This is a genomic window from Alloalcanivorax sp. (genome assembly GCF_964221125.1).
GTDB lineage: Bacteria > Pseudomonadota > Gammaproteobacteria > Pseudomonadales > Alcanivoracaceae > Alloalcanivorax > Alloalcanivorax venustensis.
Window position 1 is genome coordinate 49,599 of sequence record NZ_CAXPXK010000033.1, and the last position, 21,297, is coordinate 70,895.

General features: G+C 64.5%; 19 protein-coding genes and 1 other RNA gene. 5 read left to right on the forward strand and 15 right to left on the reverse strand.

The genetic code is table 11. From position 1 onward, the window contains the following. Positions 1-25 precede the first annotated feature (25 nt). The 3 genes from folP to rlmE all read right to left on the reverse strand — a co-directional run bounded on the left by folP (position 26) and on the right by rlmE (position 3,479). A complete protein-coding gene (folP, locus tag ACEQZD_RS04480) occupies positions 26-865 on the reverse strand; it encodes a dihydropteroate synthase (protein ID WP_142948306.1) in 840 nt (279 codons plus the stop codon). A 10-nt stretch (positions 866-875) separates the two neighbouring features. Next, positions 876-2,795, reverse strand: coding sequence for an ATP-dependent zinc metalloprotease FtsH (gene ftsH / locus ACEQZD_RS04485; protein ID WP_185956884.1), 1,920 nt, complete (start codon positions 2,793-2,795; stop codon positions 876-878). Positions 2,796-2,861: 66 nt separating this feature from the next. Continuing rightward, positions 2,862-3,479 carry a 23S rRNA (uridine(2552)-2'-O)-methyltransferase RlmE gene (gene rlmE / locus ACEQZD_RS04490; RefSeq protein WP_142948304.1) on the reverse strand — a complete coding sequence of 206 codons (618 nt, stop codon included), beginning with the start codon at positions 3,477-3,479 and terminating at the stop codon, positions 2,862-2,864. Between the two features lie 112 nt (positions 3,480-3,591). Between rlmE and ACEQZD_RS04495 the strand changes: the two genes are divergently transcribed. Beyond that, on the forward strand, positions 3,592-3,903 hold the full coding sequence (locus tag ACEQZD_RS04495) for a YhbY family RNA-binding protein (protein WP_067612398.1): 312 nt from the start codon (positions 3,592-3,594) through the stop codon (positions 3,901-3,903). A gap of 13 nt (positions 3,904-3,916) precedes the next feature. Here ACEQZD_RS04495 and greA read toward each other — a convergent pair whose 3' ends face one another. The 8 genes from greA to hrcA all read right to left on the reverse strand — a co-directional run bounded on the left by greA (position 3,917) and on the right by hrcA (position 15,185). Further along, positions 3,917-4,393, reverse strand: a complete 477-nt coding sequence (gene greA / locus ACEQZD_RS04500) for a transcription elongation factor GreA (protein WP_142948302.1) — start codon at positions 4,391-4,393, stop codon at positions 3,917-3,919. A gap of 63 nt (positions 4,394-4,456) precedes the next feature. After that, the gene (gene carB, locus ACEQZD_RS04505) at positions 4,457-7,675 is read right to left on the reverse strand and encodes a carbamoyl-phosphate synthase large subunit (protein WP_370184273.1); all 3,219 of its coding nucleotides are present in this window, start codon (positions 7,673-7,675) and stop codon (positions 4,457-4,459) included. A gap of 92 nt (positions 7,676-7,767) precedes the next feature. Beyond that, positions 7,768-8,904, reverse strand: coding sequence for a glutamine-hydrolyzing carbamoyl-phosphate synthase small subunit (carA, locus tag ACEQZD_RS04510; protein ID WP_335629189.1), 1,137 nt, complete (start codon positions 8,902-8,904; stop codon positions 7,768-7,770). 209 nt (positions 8,905-9,113) lie between these two features. Then, a complete protein-coding gene (gene dapB / locus ACEQZD_RS04515; protein ID WP_142948299.1) occupies positions 9,114-9,941 on the reverse strand; it encodes a 4-hydroxy-tetrahydrodipicolinate reductase in 828 nt (275 codons plus the stop codon). Positions 9,942-9,981: 40 nt separating this feature from the next. Continuing rightward, positions 9,982-11,109, reverse strand: a complete 1,128-nt coding sequence (gene dnaJ / locus ACEQZD_RS04520; RefSeq protein WP_370184277.1) for a molecular chaperone DnaJ — start codon at positions 11,107-11,109, stop codon at positions 9,982-9,984. A 99-nt stretch (positions 11,110-11,208) separates the two neighbouring features. Further along, entirely contained in the window at positions 11,209-13,131 is a 1,923-nt protein-coding gene (dnaK, locus tag ACEQZD_RS04525) for a molecular chaperone DnaK (RefSeq protein ID WP_142948297.1), read from the reverse strand. A gap of 122 nt (positions 13,132-13,253) precedes the next feature. After that, positions 13,254-13,883 (reverse strand): nucleotide exchange factor GrpE, encoded by a 630-nt coding sequence (gene grpE / locus ACEQZD_RS04530; protein WP_370184280.1) that lies wholly within the window; start codon positions 13,881-13,883, stop codon positions 13,254-13,256. Between the two features lie 252 nt (positions 13,884-14,135). Next, entirely contained in the window at positions 14,136-15,185 is a 1,050-nt protein-coding gene (hrcA, locus tag ACEQZD_RS04535; RefSeq protein WP_142948295.1) for a heat-inducible transcriptional repressor HrcA, read from the reverse strand. A gap of 144 nt (positions 15,186-15,329) precedes the next feature. Here hrcA and recN point away from each other — a divergent pair, with 144 nt between their 5' ends. Continuing rightward, positions 15,330-17,000 (forward strand): DNA repair protein RecN, encoded by a 1,671-nt coding sequence (gene recN / locus ACEQZD_RS04540; RefSeq protein ID WP_142948294.1) that lies wholly within the window; start codon positions 15,330-15,332, stop codon positions 16,998-17,000. A gap of 21 nt (positions 17,001-17,021) precedes the next feature. On the opposite strand, the gene fur is transcribed toward recN, so the two are convergent. Then, positions 17,022-17,432: a ferric iron uptake transcriptional regulator gene (gene fur, locus ACEQZD_RS04545; protein WP_067606162.1), complete on the reverse strand. Its 411-nt coding sequence runs from the start codon at positions 17,430-17,432 to the stop codon at positions 17,022-17,024. A 109-nt stretch (positions 17,433-17,541) separates the two neighbouring features. Here fur and ACEQZD_RS04550 point away from each other — a divergent pair, with 109 nt between their 5' ends. After that, positions 17,542-18,033, forward strand: coding sequence for an outer membrane protein assembly factor BamE (locus ACEQZD_RS04550; RefSeq protein ID WP_142948293.1), 492 nt, complete (start codon positions 17,542-17,544; stop codon positions 18,031-18,033). On the opposite strand, the gene ACEQZD_RS04555 is transcribed toward ACEQZD_RS04550, so the two are convergent. Together ACEQZD_RS04555 and ACEQZD_RS04560 are read right to left on the reverse strand one after the other, a co-directional pair. Next, positions 18,030-18,329, reverse strand: a complete 300-nt coding sequence (locus ACEQZD_RS04555; RefSeq protein ID WP_370184283.1) for an RnfH family protein — start codon at positions 18,327-18,329, stop codon at positions 18,030-18,032. The two genes, ACEQZD_RS04550 and ACEQZD_RS04555, sit on opposite strands and share 4 nt — an antisense overlap. Beyond that, positions 18,329-19,801 (reverse strand): sodium-dependent transporter, encoded by a 1,473-nt coding sequence (locus tag ACEQZD_RS04560; protein ID WP_142948291.1) that lies wholly within the window; start codon positions 19,799-19,801, stop codon positions 18,329-18,331. Before ACEQZD_RS04560 ends, ACEQZD_RS04555 begins: the two co-directional genes overlap by 1 nt. Positions 19,802-19,952: 151 nt before the next feature. On the opposite strand from ACEQZD_RS04560, the gene smpB reads away from it, so the two are divergent. Continuing rightward, complete coding sequence (gene smpB, locus ACEQZD_RS04565; RefSeq protein WP_067606157.1) at positions 19,953-20,426, forward strand: SsrA-binding protein SmpB; 474 nt, start codon at positions 19,953-19,955, stop codon at positions 20,424-20,426. A 28-nt stretch (positions 20,427-20,454) separates the two neighbouring features. On the opposite strand, the gene ACEQZD_RS04570 is transcribed toward smpB, so the two are convergent. Further along, positions 20,455-20,721 (reverse strand): hypothetical protein, encoded by a 267-nt coding sequence (locus ACEQZD_RS04570; RefSeq protein ID WP_142948290.1) that lies wholly within the window; start codon positions 20,719-20,721, stop codon positions 20,455-20,457. Positions 20,722-20,917: 196 nt separating this feature from the next. On the opposite strand from ACEQZD_RS04570, the gene ssrA reads away from it, so the two are divergent. Continuing rightward, positions 20,918-21,275, forward strand: a transfer-messenger RNA (tmRNA) gene (ssrA, locus tag ACEQZD_RS04575). The last annotated feature ends 22 nt before the right edge of the window (positions 21,276-21,297 follow it).

Consider the following 21,297-nt stretch of genomic DNA (forward strand, 5'->3'; position numbering starts at 1 on the left):
CTCCCTGAAGCAGCACCGTCATCGTTTACAGGCTGCGGTGCACGGCGTGGGCGAAACGCACACCGTCCACGGTTTCTTTTACGTCGTGGGCGCGCACGATACGCGCGCCCCGCTCCACACACATCACCGCCGCCGCCAGGCTGCCCGCCAGGCGCTGTTCCACCGGGCGGTCCAGAACCTTGCCGAACAGGGACTTGCGCGACAGGCCCACCAGCAGGGGCAGTTCCAGCCGCGCCAGCTGCGACAGCTCCGCCAGCAAACGCAGATTATGCTGCACCGTCTTGGCAAAACCAAAACCCGGGTCCACCAGCAGCTTGTCGCGGGGGATACCGGCGTCCACGCATGCGGCGACGCGCTGCTCCAGGAACGCGATCACCTCGGCGGTGACGTCTTCGTAGAAGGGGTCGTTCTGCATGGTGCCGGGCTCGCCTTGCATGTGCATCACGCACACCGGCAAACCGGTACCGGCGGCGGCCTCGAGGGCGCCCGGACGGCGCAATGAGCGCACGTCGTTGATCATGCCGGCGCCGGCGTCGGCGCAGGCGCGAATCACCGCCGGCGTGCTGGTGTCCACGGAAACCAGGGCGTCCAGCTCCCGGTGCAGGGCCTCCACCACCGGGATCACCCGGTCCAGCTCCTGCTGCTCGGAGACCGGCGCGGCGCCCGGCCGGGTGGACTCGCCGCCCACGTCGATGATCGCGGCGCCGTCGGCGAGCATCTGCTCGGCCTGGCGCAGCGCGGCATCCAGGGAGGTGTAGCGGCCACCGTCGGAAAACGAATCGGGGGTCACATTCAGGACCCCCATAACAACGGGCGCGGACAAATCCAATGTCCGCGCCCCACAGCTCAGCGTGTTGGTGTTCATCGAACCATCATCAATGGGTATTGGCGGGCCCGCCTATGGCGTCGTCGCCGGTCTGACCGTCGCCGGACTCGTCCGAAGAGGCGGAGGCGCCGGGGCCGGGGCCCTGGTCGCGCCAGTCCTTCGGCGGACGGGGCTTGTGGCCGGACATGATGTCGCTGATCTGGTCCGCGTCGATGGTTTCGTACTGCATCAGGGCTTCCGCCATCAGATCCAGCTTTTCGCGGTTGCTTTCCAGCAGGTCCTTGGCCCGGTGGTAACAGCTGTCGATGATGGCGCGCACTTCCCGGTCGATCTCCTCGGAGGTCTGCTCGGAAACGTGCTTGCGCTGGGACATCTGCTTGCCGAGGAACACTTCGCCCTCGTCTTCCTCGTAGGCCAGGGGGCCCATCTTTTCACTCAGGCCCCACTTGGTGACCATCGCCCGGGCCATCTTGGTGGCCCGCTCGATGTCGTTGGAGGCCCCGGTGGTGACACCGTCGAAGCCGAGTGTCATCTCCTCGGCGATACGGCCGCCGAACAGCGAGCAGATGGAGGATTCCAGCGCCCGCTTGGACACCGAGTACTTGTCTTCCTCGGGCAGGTACATGGTCACGCCCAGGGCGCGGCCACGGGGGATGATGCTGACCTTGTAGACCGGATCGTGATCCGGCACCAGCCGGCCGACAATGGCGTGGCCGGACTCGTGGTAAGCGGTGTTCAGCTTCTCTTTCTCGCTCATCACCATGGAGCGGCGTTCGGCGCCCATCAGGATCTTGTCCTTGGCTTTCTCGAAGTCCTCCATGGAGACCACGCGCTTATTGGCGCGGGCCGCGAACAGTGCCGCCTCATTGACCAGGTTGGCCAGGTCCGCGCCGGAGAAGCCCGGCGTGCCGCGGGCGATCAGCGAGGCGTCCACGTCCTCGGACATGGGCACCGGGCGCATGTGCACCTTGAGCACCTGCTCGCGGCCACGGATGTCCGGCAGCGGCACCGTCACCTGACGGTCGAAGCGGCCCGGGCGCAGCAGCGCCGGGTCCAGCACGTCGGGACGGTTGGTGGCGGCGATCACGATCACGCCGTCGTTGTCGTCGAAACCGTCCATCTCCACCAGCAGCTGGTTCAGGGTCTGCTCGCGTTCGTCATGACCGCCGCCCAGGCCGGCGCCACGGCTGCGGCCGACGGCGTCGATCTCGTCGATAAAGATGATGCAGGGGGCGTGCTTCTTGGCCTGATCGAACATGTCACGGACCCGGGACGCGCCCACGCCGACGAACATTTCCACGAAATCGGAGCCGGAAATGCTGAAGAACGGCACCTTGGCTTCGCCGGCGATGGCCTTGGCGAGCAGGGTCTTACCGGTACCCGGCGAGCCGACCATCAGCACACCACGGGGAATCTTGCCGCCAAGACGCTGGAATTTGGCGGGATCACGCAGGAACTCGACCAGTTCCTGCACTTCGTCCTTGGCCTCTTCCACGCCGGCCACGTCGGCGAAGGTGGTCTTGATCTGGTCTTCGCCCATCAGGCGGGCCTTGGACTTGCCGAACGTCATCGGCCCGCCGCCGCCTTTACCGCCGCCCTGCATCTGGCGCATGAAGAAGATGAAGATCGCCAGGATCAGCAGAATCGGCAGCACGGACAGGAACAGCTGGGTCAGGAAGCCCTGACGCTCGGGTTCCTTACCGGTCACTTCCACTTCGTTCTGGATCAGCGTGGGAATCAGGTTGGTGTCCATCGCCGGCGGCTTGACGGTCTCGAAGCGGGTGCCGTCGTTCATCTGGCCGGAAATACGGGTGTCACCGATGGTGACCTGATCCACATTGCCGTTTTCCACGTTATCGATGAACGCGGAGTAGTTCAGCATTTGCTGAGTCGGCTGGGTGTTGATGCTGGAGGCCACTACATAGAGGACCCCGGCGATCACCAGCCACAGCACAATATTCTTGGTCATGTCGTTCAAGGGAGACCTCGCCTTACTGGGCGCATTCGCGCGTACTGACAGACTTTCAACTCTACACTACTTCAGGTGCGACCCCAATTGGTACACCTCGGTAGAGCGCGGTCGGCTGGCCGCCGGTTTGCGACTGACCACCCGCTGGAAATGGCCTTGCAGGGCCTTGCGGTACTGATCGAACCCTTCGCCGTGGAACACCTTGACCAGAAAGGCGCCCCGGGGTTCCAGAACATTCAGCGCCATGTCCAGGGCCAGTTCGGCCAGGTACATGGAGCGCGGCAGATCCACCGCCTTGTTCCCACTCATATTGGGGGCCATGTCGGACAATACAAGGTCGACTTTCCGCCCATTGAGATGGGCCACGATTTGCTCATAGACCGCCTGCTCCCGGAAATCGCCCTGTACGAAGGTGACGTCGGGGATCGCATCCATGGCGAGAATATCGCTGGCCACGACAGTGCCCCGTGAACCAACCAGGCGGCCGGCCACCTGGGACCAGCCGCCCGGCGCCGCGCCCAGGTCGAGCACCGTCATGCCGGGGCGGAACAGCTTGTCCTTTTCGTGGATTTCCAGCAGTTTGAAGCTGGCCCGGGAGCGGTAGCCCTCGGCCCGGGCGCGGGTCACCCAGTGGTCGTCGAAGTGCTCTTTGAGCCAGCGCTGGCTGCTTTTCGATTTCGCCATAATAGCCTTGGGTAGTCGCGCCTGGATTGCCGGCGCCGGAGACGGCGCAAGGCGGTGATTGCGGGGGACCGCCCCGGTTCCCTAGAATAGCGCTCCGTTTTTGGAGAACACCATGCCTTTGAGCCAACAGGACAAGAAACGCCTGCGCCGTATCGGCCACCATCTGAAGCCGGTACTGATTTCCGGTGACAAGGGCCTCACGGAAACCTTCCTGGAAGAACTGGAAGGCCGCCTTGAGGACCACGAACTGATCAAAGTGAAGATCAATGCGTCCACCCGGGAGCAGCGCGCCGGCATGGTGGAAAGCCTGTGCGAAAGCACCGGCGCCGACCTGGTGCAGCGCATCGGCAACATCGCGCTGCTGTACCGGGCCGCCGCCAAGCCGGATCCGAAACTTTCGAACGTACTGCGCGCCGACGTCTGAAGGCGCCGGCGCCCTACAGGTGCTCGACCTTGTCGATCTCGTATTCCTTGGTGCCGCCGGGGGTGTCGATCTGCACCGTATCTCCCTCTTCCCGGCCGATCAGGCCGCGGGCGATGGGTGAGTTGACGCTCAGCTTGCCGCTTTTGATGTCCGCCTCGTCGTCGCCGACGATCTGGTAGACCTTCTCTTCATCGGAGTCCACGTCGACGATGGTCACGGTGACACCGAAGATCACCTTACCGGTGTTCTGGATGCTGGTGATGTCGATGATCTGCGCGTTGGACAGCTTGCTCTCGATGTCCTGGATGCGGCCTTCACAGAACCCCTGCTGCTCGCGCGCCGCGTGGTACTCGGCGTTTTCCTTGAGGTCGCCGTGCTCGCGGGCTTCGGCGATGGCGGCGGAAATGCGCGGACGGTCCACTTTTTTAAGCTGATCGAGTTCCTTGCGCAGGGCCTCGGCGCCCGCGGTGGTCATGGGAACACGTTGCATAGTATTAACCTCTTAATGTCTTCCTTGGGCCCGCCCCGGGGACGGCCCCGAGGCGACTTACGGTTAATGCATTTCGGCGTGCAGGTCCTGCAGCCGGCGAACTTCGGGTTCGCCGCTGATGGCCATTGCCTGACAAACCGCGTGGGCCGCCGTAATGGTGGTGGTGTAGAACACCTTGTGCTGCAGGGCGGAGCGGCGAATCGCGAAGGAATCGCGGATCGCCTGCTTGCCCTCGGTGGTGTTGACGATCAGGTCCACCTCGTCGTTTTTGATCATGTCGACGATATGCGGACGCCCTTCCAGTACTTTATTGACCGGCTTCACGTCCAGCCCGGCCTCGGAGAGCATGCGCGCGGTGCCGCGCGTGGCCACCAGCCGGAAACCATGGCGGATCAGTGAACGGGCCACGTCCACGGCGGCGTTCTTGTCCGCGTCGCGCACCGAAATAAAGGCGGTGCCGCCGTCGGGCAGCCGTTCGCCGGCGCCCAGGGACGCCTTGCCGAAGGCTTCCGCGAAGGTGGCGCCAATGCCCATCACCTCGCCGGTGGACTTCATTTCCGGGCCGAGAATCGGGTCCACCTTGGGGAACTTGGCGAACGGGAACACCGCTTCCTTGACGAAGTAGTGTCGCGGCGTCACTTCCTCGGTGAAGCCCTGCGCCTTGAGCGACGTGCCGGCCATGCAGCGCGCCGCCACCTTGGCCAGGGACACGCCGATGCACTTGGACACGTAGGGGACCGTGCGCGAGGCGCGCGGGTTCACTTCCAGCACATAGACTTCCTCGCCCTTGACCGCGAACTGCACGTTCATCAGGCCCACCACGCCCAGCTCCAGGGCCATGGCGGCGGACTGCTCGCGCATTACGTCCTGCACTTCCTTGCCCAGGGAGTACGGCGGCAGGGAGCAGGCGGAGTCACCGGAGTGCACGCCGGCCTGTTCAATGTGCTGCATGATGCCACCGATCACCACGTCGGTGCCGTCGCAGATGGCGTCCACGTCCACTTCGATGGCGTCGTCCAGGAAGCGGTCCAGCAGTACCGGCGAGTCGTTGGACACGCTCACCGCGTTGTTCATGTAGCTACGCAGTTCCGCCTCGTTGTAGACGATCTCCATGGCCCGGCCGCCGAGCACATAGGAGGGACGCACCACCAGCGGGTAACCGATTTCCTCGGCCAGCTTGATGCCTTCGTCCATGGAACGGGCGGTGCGGTTGGGCGGCTGCTTGAGGCCCAGCTTATTGACCATGTGCTGGAAGCGTTCGCGGTCTTCCGCCTCGTCAATGGCGTCCGGGCTGGTGCCGATGATCGGCACGCCGGCGGCCTGCAGGTCGCGGGCCAGCTTCAGCGGCGTCTGGCCGCCGTACTGCACGATCACGCCCTTGGGCTTCTCCATGTCGACGATGGCGAGCACGTCCTCCAGGGTGACGGGCTCGAAGTACAACCGGTCGGAGGTGTCGTAATCCGTGGAGACGGTCTCCGGGTTGCAGTTGATCATGATGGTCTCGTAACCGTCGTCCTTCATGGCGAAGGCGGCGTGCACGCAGCAGTAATCGAACTCGATGCCCTGGCCGATACGGTTGGGGCCACCGCCGATCACCATGATCTTGTCACGGTCGGAGGGGTTCGATTCGCACTCCTCGTCGTAGCTGGAGTACATGTAGGCGGTGCTGGTGGCGAACTCGGCGGCGCAGGTGTCGACCCGCTTGAAGATCGGCTGCACGCCCAGCTCGCGGCGCTTGGCGCGCACATCCGCCTCCTTGACGCCGAGCAGCTGCGCCAGGCGCGCGTCGGAGAAGCCCTTGCGCTTGAGCGCGTACAGGCGTGCCTTGTCCAGTTCGCTGAAGCTGCCCGGCTCAAGCCGCTGCTCTTCGGCGATCAGGTCGGCGATCTGCACCAGGAACCAGCGGTCGATCTGGGTGATGTGGAAGACATCGTCCACGCTCAGGCCGCTGCGGAAGGCGTCGCCGACAATCCAGATACGCTCCGGACCCGGCGTCGACAGCAACTGGGCGATGCGCTCGGAGGCGTCCGGCGCGTTCAGGTCGATCTTGGGATCGAAGCCCACGGAATCGGTTTCCAGCCCGCGCATCGCCTTCTGCAGGGACTCCTGCAGGTTGCGGCCGATGGCCATCACCTCGCCCACGGATTTCATCTGCGTGGTGAGCACCGGATCGGCGGCGGCGAACTTCTCGAAGTTGAAGCGCGGAATCTTGGTGACCACGTAATCGATGGACGGCTCGAAAGAGGTCGGGGTGGCACCGCCGGTGATCTCGTTCTGCAGCTCATCGAGGGTGTAGCCCACCGCCAGCTTGGCGGCCACCTTGGCGATCGGGAAGCCGGTGGCCTTGGAGGCCAGCGCCGAGGAGCGCGACACCCGCGGGTTCATTTCAATCACCACCATGCGGCCGGTGTCCGGGCACATGCCGAACTGCACGTTGGAGCCGCCGGTTTCCACGCCGATCTCGCGCAGCACCGCCAGGGAGGCGTCGCGCATCACCTGGAACTCCTTGTCGGTGAGCGTCTGCGCCGGCGCCACGGTGATCGAGTCACCGGTGTGCACGCCCATCGGGTCGAAGTTCTCGATGGTGCAAACGATGATGCAGTTGTCGTTCTTATCGCGGACAACCTCCATCTCGTACTCTTTCCAGCCCAGCAGCGATTCGTCGATCAGCAGCTCGTGGGTGGGCGACAGGTCGAAGCCGCGGGTACAGATTTCCTCGAACTCTTCCTTGTTGTACGCCACCCCGCCACCGGAGCCGCCCATCGTGAACGACGGCCGGATAATGGATGGGAAGCCCAGCTCCTGCTGGATCTCCCAGGCTTCCTCCATGGTTTTGGCGATCTTCGCCTTGGGGCACTCCAGGCCGATGTTCTTCATCGCCTTGTCGAAGCGGTCGCGGTTCTCGGCCTTGTCGATGGTGTCGGCGTTGGCGCCGATCATCTCGACACCGAATTTGTCCAGAACGCCGTGGCGCTCCAGATCGAGCGCGCAGTTCAGCGCGGTCTGGCCGCCCATGGTGGGCAGCAGCGCGTCCGGACGCTCGCGCTCAATGATCTTGGCCACCGTTTCCCAGGTGATGGGTTCGATGTAGGTGGCGTCGGCCATGGCCGGATCGGTCATGATGGTGGCCGGGTTGGAATTCACCAGAATCACCCGGAAGCCTTCCTCGCGCAGGGCCTTGCACGCCTGGGCACCGGAGTAGTCGAACTCGCAGGCCTGGCCGATCACGATCGGACCGGCGCCAATGATGAGGATGCTTTGAATATCAGTCCGTTTAGGCATGTCTGAGTAACCGTCCAGATTCGAGCGTTTCGCTTGGGTCCGACGTCAGGGCCGGACGCTTCGGGCGGCCGCGCCGCCCGTGTTTCCTGTTATCAGCCGGCGTTGGCGCGGGCCTCCATCAGTTCGATGAAATGATCGAACAGCGGGGCGCAGTCGTGCGGCCCCGGGCTCGCTTCCGGGTGGCCCTGGAAGCTGAACGCCGGCACATCGGTACGGTGGATCCCCTGCAGGGAGCCGTCGAACAACGACACATGGGTGGTCTTGACGTTGTCGGGCAGCGTGCTTTCGTCCACTGCGAAACCGTGGTTCTGGCTGGTGATCATCACCGTGCCGTCTTCCAGGTTCTTCACCGGATGGTTGGCGCCGTGGTGGCCGTGCTTCATCTTCAGGGTGCGCGCGCCGCTGGCCAGGCCGAGCAGCTGGTGCCCCAGGCAGATGCCGAATACCGGCAGCCCGGTGTCCAGGATCTCGCGGATCGCGGTGATCGCGTAATCGCAGGGCTCCGGATCCCCGGGGCCGTTGGCCAGGAACACACCGTCGGGCTTCATCGCCAGCACCTCGGCGGCGGGTGTTTGCGCCGGCACCACGGTGAGCTTGCAATGACGATCCGCCAGCATGCGCAGAATATTGCGCTTGCAGCCGTAATCGTAGGCCACCACGTGGTAGCGGGTATCACTCTGTTCCCGGTGTCCTTCGGCCCGGTCCCAGGTGCCCTCTTTCCACTGATAGGGCGCCTTCACACTGACTTCCTTGGCCAGGTCCATGCCTTTGAGACCGGGGAAGTCGCGGGCGGCGGCCAGCGCGCGGGCTTCGTCCACATCGTCGCCGGCCAGAATGCAGCCGTTCTGGGCGCCTTTGTCACGCAGAATGCGCGTCAGCCGGCGCGTGTCGATGTCGGCGATGGCGACGATGCCCCGGGCCTTGAGGTACTCAGGCAGGGTCTCCTGGGCGCGCCAGTTGCTCACGGTGAGAGTGAGATCACGTATCACCAGGCCGGCGGCCCAGACGCGATCGGATTCATCGTCTTCCGGGTTCACCCCGGTATTGCCGATGTGTGGATAGGTCAGGGTCACGATCTGCTTGGCATAAGACGGATCGGTGAGAATTTCCTGATAGCCGGTCATGGCGGTGTTGAACACCACTTCACCCACGGTTTCACCCGTGGCGCCAATGGCGACACCCCGAAAGAGGCTTCCATCTTCCAGAGCTAGTATGGCGGGTACCGTCAACGCAACCTCCTGGCGGATAGGGACTTGGGAGATCGGTGGCGGGGGCCGTGCATTACCGCAACCGTTTGGCAGGGTTCGCAAAAAAGCGAGATGGATTGCTCCACCTCGCTTTTCAGGAAATACACATCTTCACTCGGCCGCCCGCTCGCCCATCTTGGGCAGGGCCGTATTTTAGGACGTTCACAGCACGCTGTCACGCCGAGACTGCCCTAACGTTTGCCCCAACCGGCACTTTCGCCGGCCAGGCCCAGCACATCCTGCATATCGAACAGGCCTTTGGGCTGTTCGGACAGCCATACCGCGGCCCGCACGGCGCCGCGCGCGAACGACATGCGGCTGGACGCCTTATGGGTGATTTCCACCCGCTCGCCGTCGGCGGCGAACAGCACCGTGTGCTCGCCGACGATGTCACCGGCGCGGATGGTCTCGAAACCGATGGTCTGGCGGTCGCGTTCGCCGGTGCGGCCTTCGCGGCCGTAGACCGCGCACTGGTCCAGGTCGCGGCCCAGCGTCTGCGCCACCACCTCGCCCATGCGCAGCGCGGTGCCCGAGGGCGCATCGATCTTATGACGGTGGTGGGCCTCGATCACCTCAATGTCCACCTCGTCGCCGAGCACCCGGGCGGCGGTTTCCAGCAGCTTGAAGCACAGATTCACGCCGATCGAGTAATTGGGCGCGAAACAGATCGCGACCTCCTCGGCGGCGTCGCGCAGAGCCGCTTGCTGGTCCGCGCTCAGCCCGGTGGTGCCGATCACCAGCCGGGTACCGGCGGCGCGGCAGATTTCCACGTTGCGCGCGGTGGCCTCGGGGACGGTGAAATCAATGAACACGTCGGCGTCGCCGGCGACCTGTTCCAGGTTGTCCGCCAGGGTCACGCCCAGGCGCCCCTGCCCCATCAACTCACCGGCGTCGACGCCGATCAGGCTGGAGCCGGGCACGTCCACGGCCGCCGCCAGCTCGGTGTCGGGGTTGGCCAGGGTGGCCTCCATCAGAATCCGGCCCATGCGCCCGGCAGCGCCGATAATGCCTACTTTCATCACGTTTGCCCGCTGTTCAGTTTCATCACAAGGTAGCGCCTCAGAGGCCTTCAAAGAAGCGCTTCACGCCCTCGAACCAGCTGGTGCGGCGGGGGTTGTGCCGTTCGCCGCCCTTGTCCATGGAGTCCTGGAACCGGCGCAGCAGGTCCTTCTGCTCGCTGGACAGCTTGACCGGGGTCTCCACCACCACTTTGCACAGCAGGTCGCCGGGCGGGCCGCCGCGTACCGGGGTCACGCCCTTGCCACGCAGGCGGAACAGCTTGCCGGTTTGGGTTTCCGGCGGCACCTTCAATTTCACCTGGCCGTTGAGCGTGGGCACTTCCAGCTCGCCGCCCAGGCTCGCGTCGACGAAGCTGACCGGCACTTCCACATGCAGGTTTTCGCCCTCGCGGGTGAAGATATTGTGCGGCCGCACCGCCACCTGCACGTACAGATCCCCGGGCGGCGCGCCCTGCATGCCCGCCTCGCCTTTGCCGGCCAGACGGATACGGTCGCCGGTATCGACACCGGCGGGGATCTTCACCGACAGGGTCTTGGTGCTCTGCACCCGGCCCTGGCCGCCGCAGTGGTCGCAGGGGTTTTCGATCACGCGACCTTCGCCGTGACAGGTGGGGCAGGCTTGCTGGACCGTGAAGAAGCCCTGCTGCATGCGCACCTGACCCATGCCCGCGCAGGTCGGGCAGGTCACCGGCTGCTCGCCGGCCTTGGCGCCGGAGCCGTCACAGACCTCGCAGGGGTCCCAGCTGGGCACGCGGATCTTTTCCTCGCAGCCGTGCACCGCCTGCTCCAGGCTCAGCTCCAGGGTGTAGCGCAGGTCCGCGCCGCGGGCCGGACCGCGACGGCCCCCACCGCCGCCGAAAATATCGCCGAAGATGTCGCCGAAAATATCGCCGAAGCCGCCACCGCCGGAACCACCGGCCCCGGCGCCGCCACCGGCCTGGCCGTTGACGCCGGCGTGGCCGAACTGGTCGTAGGCGGCCCGCTTCTGCTCGTCGGAGAGCACTTCGTAGGCCTCTTTGGCCTCCTTGAACTTGGCCACCGCTTCCTGGTCATCCGGGTTGCGGTCCGGATGGTATTTCATTGCCAGGCGGCGGTAGGCTTTTTTCAGATCCTGCTGGCTGGCGTCCTTGGAGGCCCCCAGCACTTCGTAATAATCTCGTTTGGACATAATGGGTCCGCTTTATTCAACGTCGACTTTAAGCTAAGACGCCGGACCCTGGGGCCCGGCGCTGCTGGTCCGACATCGGACGCCTGGCGTCCGACGCCCTCACTTCTTCTTATCGTCGTCCACTTCCTCGAACTCAGCGTCGACCACATCATCGCCGGACTTCTGCTGCTCGCCGGCGCCGGCCTCACCGCCTTCGGCTTGCTGCGCTTCGGCGTACATCTTCTGAGCCAGGTTGCCGGACGCTTCGGTGAGCGCCTTGGTCTTGGCGTCGATGTCGTCCTTGTCACTGCCTTTGAGCGCTTCCTCGAGCTCGCCGATGGCCTTGTTGATGGCCTCTTTTTCCTCTTCGGAGGCCTTGTCGCCGGCTTCCTCGAGGGTCTTGCGGGTGGCGTGCACCAGGTGGTCGCCCTGGTTACGCGCCTGCACCAGCTCCTCGAACTTCTTGTCCTCGTCGGCGTGGGCCTCGGCGTCCTTGACCATCTGATCCACTTCGTCGTCGGACAGGCCGGAAGACGCCTTGATCTGAATGGTCTGTTCCTTGCCGGTGGCCTTGTCCTTGGCGCCCACGTGCAGGATGCCGTTGGCGTCAATGTCGAAGGTCACTTCGATCTGCGGCACGCCGCGCGGTGCCGGCGGAATGTCTTCCAGGTTGAACTGACCCAGGGACTTGTTCTGGTTGGCCTGCTTACGCTCGCCCTGCAGCACGTGCACGGTCACCGCGGTCTGGTTATCGTCGGCGGTGGAGAACACCTGCGACGCGTTGGTCGGGATGGTGGTGTTCTTCTCGATCAGCGGCGTCATCACGCCACCCATGGTTTCGATACCCAGGGTCAGCGGGGTCACGTCCAGCAGCAGCACGTCCTTGACGTCGCCGGCCAGTACCGCGCCCTGGATGGCGGCGCCGATGGCCACGGCTTCGTCCGGGTTGACGTCCTTGCGGGCGTCCTTACCGAAGAATTCGGCCACCTTCTTCTGCACCATGGGCATGCGGGTCTGACCGCCCACCAGGATCACGTCGGTGATGTCGGAGGTTTTCACACCGGCATCCTTGATCGCGGTCTTGCACGGCTCCAGGGAGCGGGTCACCAGCTGCTCGACCAGGGATTCCAGCTTGGCCCGGGTCAGCTTCACCACCAGGTGCTTGGGACCACTCTGGTCAGCGGTGATGTACGGCAGGTTGACCTCGGTCTGCTCGGCGGAGGACAGCTCGATCTTGGCTTTCTCGGCCGCTTCCTTCAGACGCTGCATGGCCAGGGCGTCGCCGCCCAGGTCGATGCCGGAGTCCTTCTTGAACTGGTCGGCCAGGTAATTAATGATCGCCAGGTCGAAGTCCTCGCCACCCAGGAAGGTGTCGCCGTTGGTGGCCAGCACTTCGAACTGGTGCTCACCGTCCACTTCGGCGATTTCGATGATGGAGATATCGAAGGTACCGCCACCCAGGTCGTAGACCGCGATGGTGCGATCACCGCCTTTCTTGTCCAGGCCATAGGCCAGGGCCGCGGCGGTGGGCTCGTTGATGATCCGCTTGACCTCGAGACCGGCGATGCGGCCGGCGTCCTTGGTGGCCTGGCGCTGGGAATCGTTGAAGTAGGCGGGCACGGTGATCACCGCCTCGGTGACTTCTTCACCGAGATAGTCTTCCGCGGTCTTCTTCATTTTCTTGAGGACCTGCGCGGAGATCTGCGGCGGCGCCATCTTCTCGCCTTTCACTTCCACCCAGGCGTCGCCGTTGTCGGCCTTGGTGATCGTGTAGGGCACCATTTTGATGTCCTTCTGGACCACTTCGTCCTCGAAACGACGGCCGATCAGACGCTTCACCGCGTACAGGGTGTTGGTCGGGTTGGTGACCGCCTGACGCTTGGCCGCCTGGCCGACGAGGACTTCGTTGTCCTCGGTGTAGGCGATGATGGACGGCGTCGTGCGCGCGCCCTCGGCGTTCTCGATAACCTTGGTTTTGTCCCCTTCCATAACAGCGACACAGCTGTTGGTGGTACCCAGGTCAATACCGATAATCTTACCCATAACGATTCCTTCTCCTTCACACGGTCCGGGCCTCGAATGACCGCCCGGACGGCTGAAACTGTTTGACTTGCCAGCTATATGGCGGCTGGCGTGTTCTTTTCAAGAGCCCTTGGCAGGCGCTCTCAGGCCTTGCTGACCACCACCCGGGCCGGACGGATCAGACGGCCGTTGAGTTGGTAGCCTTTTTCCAACACCTCGACCACGGAGTTGGGCTCCACATCGGGGGCCGGAATCATGGTCATGGCTTCGTGGTGCTCCGGATTGAACGGCTCGCCCTGCGGGTCGATCTGTTCCAGGTTGTACTTGGCGAACACATCGAGCAGCACCTTCAGGGTGAGCTCCAGCCCTTCACGGGCCGGCTTCAGCGCTTCGTCCTGCGGGTCCAGGGTCGCCAGACCCCGTTCCAGGCTGTCCGCCACGGTGAGGATGTCACCGGCGAACTTTTCCAGCGCGAACTTGTGGGCGCTTTCCACGTCCCGCTCGGCGCGGCGGCGCACGTTCTGCATCTCGGCCTGGGCCCGGATATCGGCCTCGGCCAGCGCCTTCTCCACCTTGGCGAGCCGTTCCTGCGTTTGCACCAGCTCTTCCTCCACGGACGGCTGTTCCGGCTCCGAAGCCTGCTCCGCCGCGGACTCCACGTCCCCGGCCACGGGCTCCGCCTCGGGCGCGTCCTGGTGCTCCTCGCGGGCAACCTGCTCGTCCCGGGCCTCAGCCTGTTGTTCGTTCTGTTGTTGCTTGTCCTGTTCGCTCATATCCACTCCACACGTCCCGAATTCTGGGAAAGCGGGCAAAGATATGGGAACGGCAGCGCCGGATTCAAGGGAAGAAGGGGAGGCAGTGAACAGTTAACAGTGAATAGTTAATAGTGCGCGGGCGAGCGTGGTGCCTCGCAAAGGCCGTGCCCGCGCCGGCTTTTCGAGGGCACTCGGCCCTCCGACAGGCCCGCAGCCGGCGGCCCGCGGGGTCTTCGCTATTAACTGTTCACTGTTAACTCTTAACTGTTCTCAGAGTTGGGTAAGCGCGGCGGAGAGGATGCGGGCGGTGATGTCCACGGTGGGAATCACCTTCTCGTAGTCCATGCGGGTGGGGCCGACCACCGCCAGGACGCCCACCGGGCCGTTGTCGACCTTGTAGGGGGCGGAGACCAGGGAGTACTCCTCGAACGGCTGGTAGCCGGACTCGCGGCCGATGAAGATCTGCACGCCGTCCGCTTTCATGCTGCGTTCCAGCAAATGCAGGATGTCGCGCTTGCGGTTGAACGCGTCGAACAGATCGCGGACCTTCTCGATGCTGTCCATCTGGCCGCCTTCCAGCAGATTGGATTCCCCGGACACCACGTAATCGGAGTCCTTGCGGTCCTGGCGCAGCGCCTTGCCGGCGATGTCCATGGTCGCCTGCATGAGCACGTCCATCTGCGCGCGGTCCGCGTCCATGGTGCTCAGCAGCCCCTCGCAGATATTGTCCAGGTCGCAGCCGGCGTAGGTCTTGTTGATGTAGTTGGCGGCCTGGCGCAGCTCCACCTCGGTGTAGTCCCGGCTGGTCTGGATAATGCGGTTCTGCACCTCGGAGCGGTTGACCACCAGCACCACCAGCACCCGCTGGCCGGAAAGGGGCAGAAACTCCACCTGCCGCAGGGTGGTCACGTCACGGCGCGGCACCGCCACCAGGCCCGCCATGCGGGTCAGTTCCGCCAGGCTGCGCGAGGCCTGGGAGACCAGCGCCTCGGGCGACTGGTCCGGTGCCAGCATCTGGCGCAGCTCGTCGCGCAGGCGGGCGTTATCCGGGCGCTCCATGGTGCTGGACGCCAACAGGGTGTCCACGTAAAGCCGGTAGCCGCGTTCGGTGGGCACCCGGCCGGCGGAGGTATGGGGGCTGGCCAGCAACCCCATGTCTTCCAGTTCCGCCATCAGGTTACGGATGGTGGCCGGGCTGACCGCCAGGCCGCTGCCGGTGGCCAGGGTCTTGGAGCCCACCGGCTGGCCGTGGCGGATGTGGCGCTCCACCAGCGCCATCAGCAACCGTTGTTTGCGTTCGTTCAATTCCAACTTGGCCATACTTCTATTACCCGTGATGAAGCCTCAGTATAACCACGGAAGGGCCATTCTCCGCACACCGACGCACCGTCGTCCAGAAACGGGGCTTACACTGGCCGCCGGAATCGCCTAATATCGACTCACTACTGGCCAAAAGGACAGTCCATGTTCACGCACCTCAGTGTTCGCCACTTCGCCACCGTCGACCAGCTCGAGCTGGAGCCCGAGCCCGGCCTTACCGTGATCAGCGGCGAGACCGGCGCCGGCAAGTCGGTGATCATCGACGCTCTGTCGTTGACCCTGGGTGAACGGGCCGACAGCGCCGTGGTGCGCCCCGGCTGCGACCGCGCGGAAGTACTCACCACCTTCGATGTGGCCGACAACCCGGCGGCCCGGGCCTGGCTGGGCGAGCGGGAACTGGACAACGGCAACGAGTGCCTGCTGCGCCGCACGGTGCGCGCGGACGGCCGCTCGCGGGCTTACATCAACGGCACCCCCACGCCGCTCACCGAGGTCCGGGAGCTCGGCGAGATGCTGATCAGCATCCACAGCCAGCATGAGCACCAGGCGCTGCTGCGCAAGGAAACCCACCGCCAGTTACTGGACAACTTCGCCGAGGCCGGCGCCCAGGCGGAGCAGGTGCGCGAGCACTGGCGCGCCTGGCAGAAGGCCCGCCGCGCCCACGACCAGGCACTGGCCGGCGCCCGCGAGCAAACCGAGCGGCAGGAACTGCTGCGTTTTCAGCTCGAGGAGCTGGACGCCCTGGCGCTCAGCGAAGGGGAGCTGCCGGAACTGGAACAGGAGCAGCAGCGCCTGGGCAACGCGGAAGCGCTGATACGGCTCTGCCAGCAGGCGGTCACCGCCCTTTACGACGGCGACGAGGGCACCTGCAACGATCAGCTCGGCCAGGTCAGCCACTGGGTGGAGGAGGCGCGCCGCAGCGACGACGCCCTGGCCACGGTTTTCGACACGGTGGAATCCGCCCGCCTGCAGGTGGAGGCCGCCGCCGACGACCTGCGCCATTACCTGGAAAAGCTGGATCTGGACCCGCAGCGTCTCAGCCAGGTGGAAGAACGGCTCGACCAGACCTACACGCTGGCGCGCAAACACCGCCTGCGCCCCGAGGAACTGATTGAGCACCACCGCAAGCTGGCCGAGGAAGCGAACACCCTGGAGCATTTCGACGAGCATCTGGAAGCGCTCGCCGCCGCCGAGCAGACGGCCCGCGAAACCTATATGGAAAGCGCCCGCGCCCTGGGCCGGCGCCGCCGGGAGGCCGGCACCCGCCTGACCCAGCAAATCCAGAAGCAGCTCAAGGCGCTGGGCATGAAGGCGGCGCGCCTGGAAACCGTGCTGGAAGAGAGCAAACCCGGGCCGGACGGCCTGGAAGAGGTGGAGTTCCGCTTTTCCGCCAACCCGGGGCAGCCGCTACGGGCCCTGGCCAAGGTGGCGTCCGGCGGCGAGCTGTCGCGGGTGAGCCTGGCGATTCAGGTGATCTGCGCGCGCAACCTGACCGTGCCCAGCCTGGTCTTCGACGAGGTGGACGTGGGGGTCGGCGGTGGCGTGGCGGAGATCGTCGGCCGCCTGCTGCGCGAACTGGGCGAGCACGCCCAGGTGCTGTGCATCACTCACCAGCCGCAGGTCGCCGCCCAGGGGCACCAGCACTGGCAGGTGCACAAGATTCAGGGCAAGGACACCACCCACACCCGCATCCAGAGCCTGGATACCGGGGCCAGGGTGGAGGAAGTGGCCCGCATGCTGGGCGGCGTGGAAATTACGGAGTCCACCCTCACCCATGCCCGCGAGATGCTGGACAAGGGTCAGCGGGTGGCCTAGAGAGGGGGCCCGGCGCCTCTGTCAGCGCTTTTTGCCCTTCGGTTTGACGTAGAGAACCAGGGAGTGATCGACGATTTCGTAGCCGTGCTTCTCGGCGATCATGTGCTGGCGGTTTTCGATCTCTTCGTCCATGAACTCCACCACTTCGCCGGTCTCCATGCACACCATATGGTCGTGGTGCTCTTCATCGGCCAGCTCGAACACGGCGGAGCCGCCCTCGAAATTGTGGCGCAGCACGATGCCGGCCTGCTCGAACTGGGTCAGCACCCGGTAAACCGTGGCCAGGCCCACGTCCTCGCCGGTATCCATTAAAGCCTTGTAGATGTCCTCGGCGCTGAGATGGCGTTCTTCGGAGGATTCCAGCTGCTGCAGAATTTTCATCCGCGGCAGGGTCACCTTCAGACCCGCTTTTCTAAGATCCTGATTATCCAATGTCTTTGCTCCGTATGCCGCCGTGGAGGATGTCCGGTTCTCTCGGGAACCTTGTCCCCTGTTGCCAAGTCTGTATTATCGCCCGAACATTATGCCAAGTCGAAACACCATGCCAAGGTTCATTGCACTATCGCTGTTATTGACCGTCCTGCTGGCCGGTTGCAGTTCCCTGCGCTTCCCGGGGGTATATCGTATTGATATTCCTCAGGGTAACGTGGTTACCGGGGAGATGCTCGCCGACCTGGAGCCGGGAATGACGCCGGAACAGGTGCGTTTCGTGCTCGGTCCGCCAACGCTGACCGACCCGTTCACGCCGGACACCTGGTTCTATTTACTGCATTACCAGACCGGTAACGCGGAAACCGTGGAACAGCAGATCGTGGTGTTCTTCGAAGGGGGCCAGTACAGCCACTACGACGGCGAGCCGGTGGAAAACGTGCGTGAGCGCACCTCCGGCCGGCGCGACCGGGAGCTGGAGCAGCGCGCCCGCGATCGCAAGGAAGACAACGTGGTCGATCCGGAGCCGCTCAACGATCCGGCCCCGGACCCGGGCACCCAGACCACCCCGGACGCCACCTCGGTACCGATCCCGCGCAGCTAGTCCTTGCCGGCCCGCTGCGCGCGGGCCTTGCGCGCCGCCTTGGGGTCGATCTTCAGCGGCCGGTAGATTTCCACACGCTCACCGTCCATCAGCACCCGCTGCGCCGGCGCCGGCTCCGCCTTGCCGAACACGCCCATGGCGGCCCGCTCCAGATCCAGCCCCTCGAAATGCTCGGCGATGCCCGACTCACGGGCCGCCTCCAGCATGGTGGTCCCGACGGGCACGTCCAGCGCGATCAGCCGCTGCTTCTCGGGCAGCGCGTAGACCACCTCCACATGCAGCCGATCCGTGGCCATCAGCGTGTCTCCTGGTCAGCGGGCGCGGTTTGTTCCACCGGGTCGCCGTCGGCGCCGGCCTCGGCGCTGCCGTCGTCCGCCGCCAGCACCGACCAGAGGGAGTAGATAAACAGGGCGATCACCGCCGTCGGCGATACCACCCGCACCAGCGCCCGCCAGATCAGATAGAGCGGGAAGCTCTTCATCGCCAGCTCCTTGCGGGCATGGGTCTCCTTCATCACCCAGCCGGCGAAGATGGCGATCAACAGCCCGCCCAGCGGCAGCATGACGCTGGTGGACAGGAACTCGATATTGTCGAAGAAGGTGCCGACCAGGAATTCATGCTCCTTCCAGACGTTGAAGGAAAGCACCGAACCGACGCCCAGCAGCCAGGCCGCCAGACCCACCGCCAGCGCCGCCGTGCCGCGCCCCAGACCGCGCTCCACCAGCCAGGCGGCCATCGGCTCGCCCAGGGAAATCGAGGAGCTCCAGGCCGCGCACACCACCAGCACGAAGAACAGGGTGCCGAACAGCAGCCCGCCGGGCATCTGCCCGAACGCCAGCGGCAGGGTCACGAACATCATGCCCGGCCCCTGGCCGACTTCCAGACCGCCGGTGAACAGCAGCGGGAACATGGCCAGGCCGGCGCCCAGCGCCACCAGGGTGTCCAGCACGGCGATGGTGACCACCGAGGAGACAATGGACACCGGCCGAGAACGGCCGCTCTTGTCCTTGATCTCGCGGGGCATGTAAGCGCCGTAGGCCATGATCGCGCCCATCCCCAGGCTCAGGGTGAAAAACGCCTGGCCCAGCGCCACGATCACCGCCTCGCCGGACAGCTTGGAGAAATCGAACGCGAACAGGAAACCCACGCCTTCGGCGAAACCCGGCGTGGTGGAGGCATAGCCGATCAGCACCACCAGCAGCGCGAACAGCACCGGCATCAGCACGCGCACGGCGCGCTCCAGGCCCTGTTTCACGCCCAGCGCCACCACGCCCATGGTGATCACCATGAACAGGGTGTGAGAGCCCAGCAGCAGCCAGGGATTGGCCAGCATGTCCTCGTAGTGCGCCTTGGACTGCACCGCCGTGATGCCCTGGAACACGCCCTGGGCCGCTTCCCAGACATAGATCAGCGCCCAGCTGGCCACCGCGGAATAGAAAGACAGGATCAAAAAGCCCGACAACGCGCCCAGGTAACCGATGCCCGCCCAGCGGCGCGTCACCTTGCTCTGCTCCGCCAGCTTCGACATGGTGTGGATCGGGCTCAGGCCGCCACGGCGGCCGAGCATCACTTCCGCCACCATGATCGGAATCCCCATCAGGGCGATGCAGAGCAGATAAAGCACCACGAAGGCGCCACCGCCGTACTCCCCGGTGATGTAGGGAAACCGCCAGATATTACCCAATCCCACGGCGGAGCCCGTGGCGGCGAGAATAAAGACCCACCGGCTGGTCCACATACCGTGGACCGGCTTGTATTCCTTCTTCATCGGCAACTTACCCCTCGACGCAATCGGGCCATTGTCTTGATTTTCGCCAGGCCGCTCAAGCGCGGGTACGTAACCGCTTACCCGCCCGGGCGCAGAAACAAGTGCCACGGCCCTCGCCAGGGCCGCGGCCACTCTCTATAATCGCCGCCCCATGGGCAAACCGAAAAAACAATCGTCTCCGAACGCCATTGCGCAAAACCGCAAAGCGCGCTTCGACTATCACCTGGAACAATTCTTCGAGGCCGGCCTGTCGTTGCAAGGCTGGGAGGTGAAGGCGCTGCGTGAGGGCAAGGGCAACCTGACCGAATCCTACGTGATGCTCAAGGAGGGCGAGGCGTTCCTGTTCGGCGCCCGGATAGAGCCCCTGCCCACCGCCAGCACCCACTCCGTGCCGGACCCCCAGCGCACCCGCAAGCTGCTGCTGCACCGCAAGGAGCTGGCGCGGCTGTTCAGTGGCGTGCAAAAGGACGGCTTCACCTGCGTGCCGGTGAACCTGCACTGGAAGCGCGGCCTGGTGAAACTGGACATCGCCCTGGCCAAGGGCAAACAGAAGTTCGACAAGCGCGCCACCGAACGCGAGCGCGACTGGAAACGGCAGAAACAGCGCATCCTCCGCCAGCGCTGAGCCGGCGGAAGCGTCCGTTCGAGGCGCCCTAGAGCGCCTTGTTGGTCTTGCCGCGGTGTCCGCCCAGCGACTTCACGTCATCACGCAGGCGCCAGTAGAACTGCAACCAGGACCGCAGCACCGCGGGCAGGAAGTACACCGCGTACAGCACCAGCGGGATGCGCGCGTCGCCGCTCACCAGAGCGACCGCGTAAGCACCGCCGGCGTACAGGGCCAGAGTCAGCACCAGTTGCAGGGTCCGGGCCAGCAGCGGGTGCGCCGCCACCGGCGCCCAAAGATGGTTGATCGTCTTCATCGTTTCCACTCCTCAATGAATGGCTCATTGTGGTCGCATCCACTGCGACACAGCCCCGATGATGCACCCTCAATGTGACAAACCCATATCAGCCGGTTTGATTGTCGGACAATATTTGTAAAGCACTGTTATAGCGAAAAACACCACCCTCTTGTCTTCGACTTCCGCGTCCCCATCTCCTACAATGACCGCAACAGGGGGCGACATGGATTCGACGCCGGTAAAGAAACCTGTGGTGCATGTCGAGTAGCGTCGCAATGCTCGTAAATACCTTGTGGCACATTAAAGTAATCGCAAACGACGATACTTACGCACTAGCAGCTTAAACCCTGCTTATCGCCAAACGACCCAGCCTGTGGGGAAGTGAGGCGAGCATCGCTACACAGGCTCGCAGCAAAGTCCGTCCCGGATGGCGCTGTTAAAACCTTTAGGGACTCGGTGACTGCGCCCTGTCTGTCGGGCCGCAGCCACTTAAATCAATAGACACGACTAAGCATGTAGATCTACAGGCGGATTGCTGGCGGACGGGGGTTCGATCCCCCCCGCCTCCACCAACACCGAAAAACCCGGGCCCCG